The following is a 12,807-nucleotide window of genomic DNA, read 5'->3' on the forward strand; positions in this document are numbered from 1 at the left end:
GTCCTTATTCCTGATCCAGGTCGGCGCTTTTCTGCGCGATGGCCATGGCCGTGAGGATTTTTCTGTAGCCGGTGAATTCGTTGCGCGCATGCACGCTGAGGATGTTGTCGAGCAGGACCACGTCGCCCTTCTCCCAGGCGAACTCGACCATTACCTCGCGGTAGATGCCTTGCAGGTGACGGATCACGTCGTCGGGAATCGGCGAGCCGTCGCCGAAAAAGGTGTTCTGCGGCAGGTCTTGCGGGCCGAATTCACGCAGCAGGTTGTCGCGGATGCTGTCCGGCAGGGTCAGCGCGTTGAAGAAGGTGCCGTGGTTGAACCAGATGCGCTCGCCGGTCAGCGGGTGGCGCACGATGGCCGGACCGTTCTGCCGGGTGCGCAGGCGGTTGCCGAACTTCCACTCGGCCTGGATGCCGATCTTGGCGCAGTAGGCTTCGACCTCGGCGCGGTCCTCGCTCTGGAACACGGTCTGCCACGGCAGGCCCATGCCGTCGCCGTAGTTGCGCACGTACATGATGCGTTTACGGGCGAATTCTTCGCGCACCGCCGGGTCGATCCGCGCGAGGATCTGGCGGGTATCGCCGAAGGGTGTTTCGCCGCCGGTGGTCGATGGGGTGTCGCAGTAGAAATACAGGTGACGCGGGAACACCGGCGAATAGGAGTGTTCGTTGTGCGGGAAGATTTTCTCCGGCGCCGGGTAATCGGTGGAGCTGTAGATCTTGAACTGACCGGTGATCTGGGTGCGTGGCGAGGCGCGGAACAGGTACTCCAGCGCGCCGCCGGAAATCGCATCGACGCAGCGGTTGAACTCGCCGATATCGGCCACCTGGAAGCCACGGAACAGGATCACCGCGTGCTCCAGCAGCTTGCTTTCGATCAGCGCGCGATTCTGGCTTGCCCATTCCACCAGGTTCACGCCGGACACGGCCGGACGGCACACCAGCGGCATGCTGTGGCCTTCGAACATCGGCGCAAAACTCACCAGCCGCGTCGGATCGGTGGACAGGCTTTTGCGGGCACCACGACCCATCTTGGGAATGGACTTGGTCGTTGAAACGGTCATAAACCCCTCCAGAAAATGTTGACGGCGGCGCTATAGGGCGCCGCTGCCTGAATCAGTCCGCTGCGGTTGGCACTGTCGGCGCGCCCCGGTTCGCCGAGCGGCGCTTGATCGCCATGGCACCGCCGAGCAGGGCCTTGCGTTGCTCGTTCAAGCGCGCCTCGGCACGGCGCTGGACATCGCTGGCCAGGTTCAGCAACTCACCGACCTGCAAAGGATCAGCGCTTACCAACGCCTCGAGCACCGCCCGGATCTGTTCGAACAGACATTCCAGCGTGCTCGGCAGGTACTGGCCGGCGGGTGTCTCGAAGCTCAGGTGGATGTGCTGCGCGTCGTTGTAGAACGCAGCGACCATGCCGATCTCGGCGGCCTGACGCCCGGACGGGAAATCCTCCACGTGCAACCCATCCATCGAGGGCAAGCGACCGACGCCTTCCTGGTAAATCAGCTTGATGTCGAACAGCGGCGAACGTCCGGCCCGGCGCGGCAAGCGCAAGGCTTCCACCAGGCGCTCGAACGGCAGGTCCTGGTGGTCCGAAGCCTCCAGCACCGCCCGGCGACAGGCCTCCAGCAATTGCGCGGCCGGCTGCCCGGCATCGACTTCCACTTGCAGTACTAGTTGGTTAACGAAGAAGCCGACCATTTCTTCAAGCTCGGCTTGATTTCGGTTGGCGATATCGGTGCCGATGCGCACCCGACTGACCTCGGTACGCTGGCGCAACACCAGGGTGAAACCGGCCAGCAGCAGCATGAACAGCGACAGATCGCGCTGCTGGGCAAAGTCGCGCAACTGCTGGCTGAGTTCGGCACTGAAGGTGAAATGTGCGCTGGCACCTTCCTGCGCGGTGCGCCGGTCGCCATCGGCGGGCAACTCCAGCACCGCTTGCGGCTCGGCAAGGCGCTGCTGCCAGTAGTCGAGTTGGCGTTGCAACTCGCCGCCCTGCTCCAACCACTGTCGCTGCCATTTGGCGAAGTCGGCGTACTGCACGCTGTGCGCCGGCAGTTGCGGGGTCTGGCCACGGTTGAGGGTTGGATACAGCGCGACGAATTCATTGATCAGCACGCGGAACGACCAGTCATCGGCGACGATGTGATGCACCGTCAACAACAGCACATGCTGGTCATCCGCGACCCGCAGCACCCGCACCCGCAGCAACGGACCGTGGCGCAGGTCGAATGGCCGCGCGACTTCCTCGCGGGCCAGGTGTTGCGCCTCGACGTCCGGCGCCGGCAGATGCCGCAGGTCGCCGGCCTCGAAGCTCAACGGCAATTGCCCGTGTACCCGCTGCCAGGTCTGGCCGTCTTCTTCGTAGAAGGTGGTGCGCAACACCGCATGACGCTGTACCAGGGTTTCGAAGGTCTGGCGCAGGGCGTCGAGGTTCAGCTCGCCGCGCAGGCGCAAGGCACCCGGCATGTTGTACATCGAACTGTCCGGTTCCAGGTTCCACAGGAACCACAGGCGCTGCTGGGCAAAGGACAGCGGCTGGCGTTCGCCAGAGGTGTCCGCCACCAGCGCCGGTCGTTCACAACGGAGTTGCAATGTCTGTACCTGTGCGGCGAAATCCTCAAGGCGCGGGTGTTCGAACAGGCTGCGCAGGCTCACCGACAGGCCAATGCGCTGGCGGATCTGCGAGACGATTTGCGTCGCCAGCAACGAGTGCCCGCCCAATTCGAAGAAGCTGTTCTCGCGGTCGACGCGACTGACCTGCAACACCTGTTGCCAGATCTGCGCCAGCTGGATTTCCAGTGCCCCCTGCGGTGCGCTACCGGTTGCAGCCTCCCAGACTGGCGGGGCCGGCAACGCGGCGCGGTCGAGTTTGCCGTTGCGGTTGAGGGGCAACGCGGCCAGCACCACCAGTTGCGTCGGCAGCATGTAGTCCGGCAGGCGCTCGCCCAAGGCGCGGCGTACGGTGTCGGTGAGTTGCCGCGCATCCGCGTCCAGCCACTCATCCGCGGCGGGCACCACGTAGCCGATCAATTGCTTGCCGCCGACGCCTTCGTGCACCAGCACTGCGGCTTCGCTGATCATCGGCAGGCCTTGCAGGTGCGCCTCCAGTTCACCCAGTTCGACGCGGAATCCGCGAATTTTCACCTGATGGTCGATACGCCCCAGGTATTCCAGTGCGCCGTCCTCGCGATAGCGCGCCAGGTCGCCGCTGCGGTACAGCCGTGCCCCCGGTGTGGCGGAGAACGGATCGGCAATGAATCGCTCGGCGCTCAAACCCGAACGCTGGTGATAACGCTGGGCGAGTCCCGCATCACCACCGATGCACAACTCGCCGACGCAACCGGTCGGCAGCAGGTGGCCTTCGCTGTCCAGCACATACAACGCACGCCCCGGCAGCGCGCGACCAATCGGCACGCCAATGAGGTTGCGGGTATCGGCCAGGGTGCATTCGTGGGTACTGGAAACGACCGTGGCTTCGGTCGGCCCATAGGTATTGAGCAGGCGCACATCGCCCAGACCGGCGGCATGCCACAACTTCAGGCCTTCCAGCGACATGGCCTCGCCACCGACGTGGACCTGACGCAAGCGCCCTTTCTCGCGCTGTGGTTGCGCGGCCCACTCTTGGGCCAGCAAGAACCAGTAGGCGGCCGGCAGGTCGGCCAGGGTCACGCCGTGCGCGATGATCTGCCGATAAAGCGTGTCGGTGTCCCACAACTCATCGCCACGCATCACCAGCGCCGCGCCCACGCACAGCGGCGGGTAGCACTGCTCGACAAAGCCGTCGAAGCTGAAGGTGGCGAATTGCAGCACACGGTCTTGCGCTGTGAGTTGTGAATAGTCCGCCGCGATCACGCAAAACTCGCGCAGCGCGGCGTGGGCCAGGCACACGCCTTTCGGGCGTCCGGTGGAGCCGGAGGTGTAGATCAGGTAGGCGAGGTCTTCGGCGCTGGCGAGGTTTTCCGGGTTTTCCGTGGAGTAACCGTCAACGCTAGCCTCCAGCGCCAGGCGCGGCAAACCTTGCGGCAGCGCTACATCGGTGAGCAAGCCCGGCTGCACCACCAGCAGATCCATGCCGCTGTCTTCGATCATGTAGGCCAGACGCTCGGCCGGGTAATCCGGATCGAGCGGTACATAACCGGCGCCGGACTTGAGGATGGCCATCAGGCTGACGATCATCTGCGCATTGCGTCGCACCGACAGGCCGACCCGCTGCCCCGGCGCCACACCCAGGGCGCGCAGGCGATGGGCGAGCTGGTTGGCTTGCGCATTGAGCTGGGCGTAGGTCAGGCACTCGTCGCCCACCATCACCGCCAGTGCATCGGGCGTGCGTGCCGCCTGTTGCTCGAAACGCTGATGGGCCAGCAACGGGCTGTCGAGTGGCGGCGCAGGTGGACGCGAACCGGTCAACACCTTTGCTTGAGCCTGTGCATCCAGCAAGCCGACCGCACCCAGTGCCTGCTGTGGCTGTGCGACGAACTGCTCCAGCACCTGCAACAGGCTGGCACCCAACTGGCTGATCTGCGCCGCGCTGAACCGGCTGCGGTCGAAGCTGAAATCCAGACGCAGGGTGGCGCCGACTTCGATGCCAAGGGTCAGCGGGTAGCTGGTGATTTCATGATTGCGCAGCGCGCCGAAGGTCAGGCCCGCCGGCGCCCCTTGTTTGAGGGCTTCGGCCACCGGGAAGTTCTCGAACACCAGCAGGCTGTCGAACAGTGCCCCCTGTTGCCCGGCCCAGCCCTGGATGTCGTACAGCGGCACGTGTTCGAACTCGCGCAGGCTCAGGTTCAGTGCTTGCAGGTGGTTGAGCCACTGGGCCACCGACTGCCTTGCCGGCGGTGCGGCAATGATCGGCAAGGTGTTGATGAACAGCCCCAATTGCTGCTCGATGCCCGGCAGCGGCGCGGAGCGTCCTGCCATGGTGGCGCCGAACGCCACGCAGGATTGGCCGGTGTAGCGCTGCAACAGCAGGCCCCAGGCGCCTTGCAGCAAGGTGTTGAGGGTGATTTTCTGTTGGCGGGCGAAATCGCACAGGCGCTGTAGCGCGGCGCTCTCAAGGGTCAATTGATGCTCGCCCATGCCGCGTCCTTCGACCGGTGCCGGCAAGGCTTGCGCCAGCAGCGTCGGCGTTTCCAGTGGCGTCAGCGCTTGCTTCCAGAACTGCTCGGCAGCCAGCAGCGGCTGCTGTTGAATCCAGCCCAGATAATCGCGGTATTGCCCCAACGGCCTGGCCAGCGTCTGGCCGGCGTAATGCTGAATCACTTCGCCGAGCAATTGCGCGTTGCTCCAGCCATCCATGAGGATGTGATGGCTGGTGTAGATCAGGTGCCAGTCTTCAGGGTTTCGACGCACCAGCGCCAGGCGGAACAACGGCGCGGCGCTGAGTTCGAAGCCGCGACTGCGCTCTTCGGCGGCCAGTGCATCGAGGTCGACATCGGCCGCTTCGATGACTTGCAGTTGCAGGTCGATCTGGCGATGAATCACCTGGTGCGCAGATTCCAGTCCCAACCAATGGAAGCTGCTGCGCAGGATGTCGTGTCGGTTGATCGCCGCCTGCCAGGCCCGGCCGAATACCGCCAGTTCCAGTCCCTGGATGTCCAGGCGCAATTGATTGATGTAAGCCTCGGCCTGGGGCTCGTACAGGGTGTGGAACAGCATGCCCTGTTGCATCGGCGTCAGCGGATACAGATCCTCGATGGCCGGTGCCGGGACAGGCAAGGCATCGAGTTGCGCCTGGGTGATGCGCGCCAGCGGGAAGTCCGACGGCGTGACCTGGCCTGGCGTTGTCGCGCAGCAATGTTCGATCAGTGCCTTGAGTTCTTCGGTGTAGGCATCGGCCAGTCGCTGCACCGTGGACTCGGCGAACATGTCACGGCTGAAACCCCATTGCAGCGAGAGCTGTCCGCCATACACCTGGCCTTCCACGGTCAGCCAGTTGGCCAGCGGCGCATCATCGCCCTGGGCCTGACCAGCGCTTTCCGGGGCCGGGATGAACAGCGCAGCCTCATCGAACTGACGGTCGAACTGCCCCAGGTAATTGAAGGTGATGCGTGGTGCCGGCAGGTCTTGCAGAAGCTGGCGCTGCGCCGGTTCGCCGAGATAGCGCAGCAGCCCATAACCCAGGCCTTTGCCGGGAATGGCGCGCAGTTGTTCCTTGATCGACTTGATCGAATTCGCCGCCCCGGCCTCGGGTTGCAGGCGCACGGGAAACAGGCTGGTGAACCAGCCGACGGTGCGGCTCAGGTCGAGGTCGTCGCCCAGGTCTTCGCGGCCGTGGCCTTCGAGCTGGATCAGCGTCGAGCCCTGCCCGCTCCAGCGGCAGATGACCCGCGCCAACGCCGTGAGCAACAGGTCATTGACCTGGGTGCGATAGGCCGCTGGCGCCTGTTGCAGCAACTGGCGGGTCAGTTCGGCGTCCAGTGTCGATTCGATCTTGTGCCCGTGGCGCTGCTGCAAGCTGCCCTGCGGATGGTCACACGGCAGGTCCCGGGCATCCGCCCGTTGCGCCTGCCAGTACGGCATTTGCCCAGACAAGGTGCCGGCATGCTGTTGCAGGTGCGCGGCCCAGGCTTGATAGGCGCTGGTTTTCTCGGGCAGCGCCACTTGCCGGTAAGCCTGCTGCAAGTCTTCGAGCAACACCCGCCACGACACGCCGTCCACCGCCAGGTGATGGACCACCAGCAACAGGCGCTGGCTGCCATCGTCGAGGTTGACCAGCAAGGCGCGCAGCAGCGGCCCGTTGGCCAGATCGAGGCTGCGTTGCGCTTCATCGCACAGCGCAGTCAGGGCTTCGGCGGAAGAGGCCCGACGCAGCCACAACCCAGCGGATTCGACCTGTGGCCCATGGTGTTGCTGCCAGCCTTGGGCACCGTCGATGAAGCGCAGGCGCAAGGCGTCGTGGTGGTTGATCATGGCGACCAACGCCCTTTCCAATGCTTGCGGTTCCAGCGCTTCCCGGGGCGTCAGCAGCAGCGACTGGTTCCAGTGCCGACGCTGGGCAATGGCCTGTTCGAAGAAGTAATGCTGCGCCGGGGTCAGGACCACCTCACCGCTGACCGGGCCTTGATCGATGTTGCTGCGACTGTCCAGCGTCGCGATCAATGCCAGGCTGCGCACGGTCTGGTACTGGAACAGATCCCGCGGAGTGAGACGAATGCCGGCCTGACGGGCGCGACTGACCACCTGGATGGAAATGATCGAGTCGCCGCCGAGTTCGAAGAAGTTGTCTTCAAGGCCCACCGGTTGCGTGCCCAATACGTCCTGCCAGATCTGCGCCAGCATGGTCTGCATGGCATCTTGTGGTGCGACGAACGCCTGTTGCGGCGCGGCGTCCGGTGGTGGCAAGGCCTTGCGGTCGAGCTTGCCGTTGGCGGTCACCGGCAAGGCATCCAGCGGCATCAGGTAGGTGGGCACCATGTATTCCGGCAGGCTGCCGAGCAGCCAGGCCTTGAGGGTTTGCGGCCACTGCGCATCGGCGTCGGCGCTTTCCAGCACCAGGTATGCCACCAGATGCTTGCCGCCCTGCACCAGCACCACGGCCTCGCGCACCAGATCGTGCTGCATCAGGCGGGTTTCGATCTCCCCCAGTTCGATGCGCAGGCCGCGCAATTTGACTTGGTGGTCGAGGCGCCCGAGGTATTCGATCACGCCATCGGCGCGTTGCCGGACGCGGTCACCGGTGCGGTACAAGCGTGCGCCGTCGTGGAACGGACACGGCACGAAGCGCTCGGCGGTGAGTGCCGGACGCCGGTGATAACTGCGCGCCAGCCCGGCGCCGCCGAGGTACAGCTCCCCCGCAACGCCGGCCGGGACCGGGAGCAATTGTGCATCCAGCACATGGGTGCGCAGGTTGGCGATGGGCCGGCCGATGGGCACGCTGTCGACGCCTTCGTCGACGCAGGTCCAGTGGGTCACGTCGATGGCAGCCTCGGTCGGGCCGTACAGGTTGTACAACCCGGCACCCGGCAGCTTTTTGAACACCTGCAATTGCGCATCCAGCGGCAAGGCTTCGCCACTGCAAGCAATGCGTTTGAGGCCCGTGCACGTCTCGACCCCCGGTTCGTGGATGAACGCCTGGAGCATCGATGGCACAAAGTGCAGCGTGCTGATGCCGTGGTCGGCGATGAGGCGGATCAACTGCGCCGGTTCCCGATGTGCGCCCGGTGGCGCCACCACCAGACGCGCGCCGGTCATCAGTGGCCAGAAGAACTCCCAGACCGACACGTCGAAACTGAACGGGGTTTTCTGCAATACCGAATCGCTGCCATCGAGCCCGTAGGCCTGCTGCATCCAGCACAAGCGGTTGACCAGCGCCGCGTGACTGTTGCCGGCGCCTTTGGGCTTACCGGTGGAACCGGAGGTGTAGATCACATAGGCCAGGTTCAGCGGATGCACCTCGACCTGCGGGCAGGCGTCGCTGTAGCCGTCGAGCCAGTCGTGCTGCCGGTCCAGGGCGATGACCTTGACGCCGTCGGTGGGCAGCGCGCCGAGCAGGGTGCTCTGCGTGAGCAGCACGCCAATCGCGCTGTCGTCGATCATGTAGGCCAGGCGTTCGGCCGGGTACTCCGGGTCCAGCGGTACGTAGGCACCCCCGGCCTTGTGAATGGCCAACAGGCCTATGACCATGTCCAGCGAACGCTCGACGCAGATCCCCACCAGTACATCCGGGCCAACACCCTGCTCGCGCAGGTAATTGGCCAGTCGATTGGTGCGGGCATCGAGTTGCGCGTAGCTGAGCTGGCGCTCGCCAAACACCAGGGCCGTTGCCTCGGGCGTGCGTCGGGCCTGGGCCTGGATCAGCTGATGCATGCACTGCTCGACGGGATAGACCTCGGCGGTGCGGTTCCAGTCCTGCACCAGCACCTGTTGCTCATCGGCGCTCAGCATCGGCAACTCACCGATTTTTTGCGTCGAGTCGTCGACTAACGCCTGCAGCAGGCGCGTCCAGTGCCGGGCCATGCGTGCGATGGTGTCGGCTTCGAACAGGTCGTTGGCATAGGTCAGCGCGGCGTGCAGCTTGCCGCCCTTCTCCCAGGTGTCGAGGGTGAGGTCGAACTGGGTGGTGCGGCTTTGCCAGTCGATGCTGCCCAGCACCAGGCCGGAGGCGGTGCTGACCGACGCCATGTCGGCCACGTGCGGCTGGTGGTTGTACATCACCTGGAACAACGGTGTGTGACTGAGGCTGCGCTCCAGTTTCAACGCTTCGACCAGGCGCTCGAACGGCAGGTCCTGATGGGCCTGGGCGCCGAGGGCGGTTTCCTTGACGGCGCGCAGCAGGTCGTCGACCCGGGTCTGGCCGTCCAGTTGGGTACGCAGCACCTGGGTGTTGACGAAGAAGCCGATCAGGCCTTCGATTTCCGCACGGTTGCGGTTGGCGATGGGCACGCCGACGCGGATGTCGGTCTGCCCGGTGTAGCGATGCAGCAACGCATTGAAGGCGCCGAGCAACAGCATGAACAGGGTGATGTTGTGCTTCTGCGCGGTGCTGCGCAGTTGTTCGGCCAGTTGCGCTTCGACCGCGAATTCGTAGCGAGTGCCGCGATAGCTCGGCATGGCCGGGCGCGAATGATCCAGGGGCAATTCCAGCACCGGATGCTCATCGCCCAGTTGTGCCTGCCAGTACGCCAGCTGCCGCGCCTGCTCGCCCGCCTCCAGCCATCGGCGCTGCCACAGGGCATAGTCGCTGTACTGGATCGGCAACGCTGCCAGCTGCGGTTGGGTGCCCGCATCGAAGGCGTCGTAGCAGCGGATGAATTCGTCGATCAGCACGTTCATCGACCAGCCGTCGGAGACGATGTGGTGCAGGGTCAGCAACAGTACGTGTTCTAGTTCGGCGAGCCTGAGCAAGGTGACCCGCAGCAGCGGACCGGTCGCCAGATCGAACGGCAGCATCGATTGCTGCTCGGCGGTGTGCGCCACGGCCCGCTCGCGTTCCTCGGCGGGCAGTGCGCTGAAATCCACCTGTTCGATCAGCAACGGCGCCGTGGCCGGCACTTGCTGCAAGCTGTCATCGACCTGACGCTGGAACAGCGTACGCAGGGTTTCATGCCGCGCCACGAGGCTGGCGAACGCCTGCTCCAGCGCCGACAGGTTCAAGTGCCCGGTCAACCGCACCGCGCCCGGCAGGTTGTAGGCGCCGCTGTGCGGGTCCAGTTGCCAGAGGAACCACATGCGTTGCTGGGCGTACGACAACGCCTGGCGATCCTCGGCCTCGATGCCGGCCGGGATCGGGAAACGGGCGAAATCCACGCCCTCCTTGTGCAAGGCCGCCAGGAACATCTGACGTTTTTCCAGGGGCAACCCGATAAACCGGCGAGCAAGTTTCAAGGAGTCTTCAGCATTCATCTATCGGCATCCGCATCAGTAGGCGCAAGGGCGCGTCGTGCCTATAAAACGAATGCAGGCGGGAAAAATTAGCGGATCAGGTAAAAGGCAAAACGCGGAAAAACAGGTTGATAAATACCCCTGTGGGAGCGGGCTTGCCCGCGAAGAGGGAGTGTCAGCAACATACTTATGCTTGACACACCGCCTTCGCGGGCAAGCCCGCTCCCACAGGGGGCTGGTGAAATTCGGGAGTAGTGTTAACCCACGGCAGCCATGGAATGCCGCCGATGATGCCCCTCAAGCTGGTCCTTGATCACCCGCAGCACCTTGGCCTCCTGCTCATGGATGAAGAAGTGCCCGCCGGCCAGCATGTCCACCGAGAAACTGCCGCGGGTTTCCTGGCTCCAGCCGATCAATTGCTCGGTGGTGGCGCGGTCGGTCTTGCCGCCGAGCACGTGCACCGGGCACTTGAGCGGCGGGCGCTGGATCGGCGCGAAACGCCCGCACAACAAGAAGTCCGCACGCAGCACCGGCAGGGTCAGGCTCATCAACTCTTGATTGGCCAGGATCTCTTCGCGGGTGCCGTTGAGGGTGCGCAATTGCTCGATCAGTTCGGCATCGGTTTTCGGCTGGGCAAAACCGCGGTCGTAGTCGGCGCGCAGGGTCGGCGCGGCGGTGCCCGAGGCGAACAGCGCGACCGGTTCCGGGCAACCCAGCGAGCGGAGCGCGTGGGCCATCTCGCAGGCCAGCAACGCCCCCATGCTATGGCCGAACAACGCATACGGGGCCTTGAGCGTGGCCTTCTGTTCGTGGGCCAGTTGCAGCGCCAGGCGGCGCATGTCGGTGTGCAGCGGCTCGCCATAGCGCGCACCCCGCCCCGGCAATTCCACCGGTTGCAGCTTGAGCCATTCCGGCAGTTTGCGCCGCCAGCGGCTATAGACCATGGCACTCGCGCCCGAATAGGGCAGGCACAGCAATGTCAGCGGGGTCACCGGGATTTCCTCGAAGGTTGTCTGCTTGGAGAACGGATGAGGTGCCCAAAGAATTAGCCATATGAATAACCCTGTGGGAGCGAGCTTGCTCGCGATGGGGGCGTGTCAGACACCAATGATGCCGACTGATACTGCGCCATCGCGAGCAAGCTCGCTCCCACAGGGAAATGCCCCACAGGTCGATCTTCATTTCAGATGGCGATAGCTCGGGATCGCCGAGCCGAGCACCACCGCCCCCGCCGCAATCGCCAGCCAGAACCCGCTGCGCGCGCCGAAGGCGTCCACCAGCCAGCCGGAGCCGGCGGCGCCGATCGCTACGCCGATGCTCAGCCCGGTGACCAGCCAGGTCAGGCCTTCGGTGAGTTTGGCCGGCGGCACGATCTGCTCCACCAGGGCCATGGCGACGATCAGCGTCGGAGCAAAAAACAGCCCCGCGACAAACACCGCCAGCGACAAGCCGAGAATGTTCGCCGCCAGCAACAACGGCAAGGTGGTCACCGCCGTTGCCACGCCGCCGTACAGGAACAGGCGCGCCAGCGGTACTTTCGAACGCAGTGCGCCGAAGGCCAGCCCGGCCAGGCACGAGCCGATGGCGTACACCGACAGCACGATGCTCGCCGCCGCCGGTTGACCCTGCTGCTGGGCGAAGGCCACGCTGACCACGTCCACCACGCCGACGATGGTGCCCATGGCGACCATCAACAGCATCAGCAATTGAATGTCGCGGGAACGGATGATCGAGCCTTGATGGTGATCTTCGTGGGGATGTACCGGCGGCTCCGTGCTGCGCTGCAACACGAACGCGGTGACGCCGACGGCCAGCGCCAGCAAGGCTGCCAATGGCCCGGCCTCGGGAAACGCCACCACACACAGGCCAACGGAAAGCGGCGGCCCGACGATGAAGCAGACTTCATCCAGTACCGATTCCAGGGCGTAGGCAGTCTGCAGCTCGGGGCGACCGCGATACACCTCGGTCCAGCGCGCCCGCACCATCGCCGACATGCTCGGCATGCAACCGGCCAGCGCAGCGAAGACAAACAGCGTCCAGTGCGGCGCCTGCAACCGCGTGCACAGCAACAGCAACAACAGGGCCCCACCGCCGAGCAGCGCCGCCACCGGCAGAATCCGTCCCTGGCCATACCGATCCACCAGCCGCGAGACCTGCGGTGCGCAAAACGCCGTGGCCAGGGCGAACGTCGCCGCCACCGCGCCCGCCAGACCGTAGCCACCCTGCAACTGCGAGAGCATGGTGATCAGGCCGATGCCGGTCATGGAAATCGGCATGCGCGCGAGCATGCCGGCCAGTACGAATGCGCCGCTGCCGGGGGCTTTGAACAACTCGCGGTAGGGGTTTGCCATGGGTCAGGTCTCATCAGGGGACTGCACGTTGCCATAACGGCTGATTGCGGGGGAAGCAGCAAATTGTTGATTGAATGTGAAGGCCCATTCGCGAGCAGGCTCGCTCCCACAGTTGATCGCTGTACGCC

General features: G+C 64.7%; 4 protein-coding genes. All 4 read right to left on the reverse strand.

Annotated features, from left to right (window positions below):
- Nucleotides 1–4 precede the first annotated feature (4 nt).
- Entirely contained in the window at nucleotides 5–1,063 is a 1,059-nt protein-coding gene (locus tag KW841_RS20150) for a TauD/TfdA family dioxygenase (protein WP_218479401.1), read from the reverse strand.
- A 52-nt stretch (nucleotides 1,064–1,115) separates the two neighbouring features.
- Nucleotides 1,116–10,349, reverse strand: a complete 9,234-nt coding sequence (locus tag KW841_RS20155) for a non-ribosomal peptide synthetase (protein ID WP_218479403.1) — start codon at nucleotides 10,347–10,349, stop codon at nucleotides 1,116–1,118.
- Between the two features lie 236 nt (nucleotides 10,350–10,585).
- Nucleotides 10,586–11,320 (reverse strand): thioesterase II family protein, encoded by a 735-nt coding sequence (locus KW841_RS20160; RefSeq protein WP_033047449.1) that lies wholly within the window; start codon nucleotides 11,318–11,320, stop codon nucleotides 10,586–10,588.
- Nucleotides 11,321–11,506: 186 nt separating this feature from the next.
- The gene (locus KW841_RS20165; RefSeq protein ID WP_102701340.1) at nucleotides 11,507–12,679 is read right to left on the reverse strand and encodes an MFS transporter; all 1,173 of its coding nucleotides are present in this window, start codon (nucleotides 12,677–12,679) and stop codon (nucleotides 11,507–11,509) included.
- Between the last annotated feature and the right edge of the window lie 128 nt (nucleotides 12,680–12,807).

This window comes from Pseudomonas sp. PDM28, from assembly GCF_019219115.1.
Classification (GTDB): Bacteria; Pseudomonadota; Gammaproteobacteria; order Pseudomonadales; family Pseudomonadaceae; genus Aquipseudomonas; species Aquipseudomonas laurylsulfatiphila.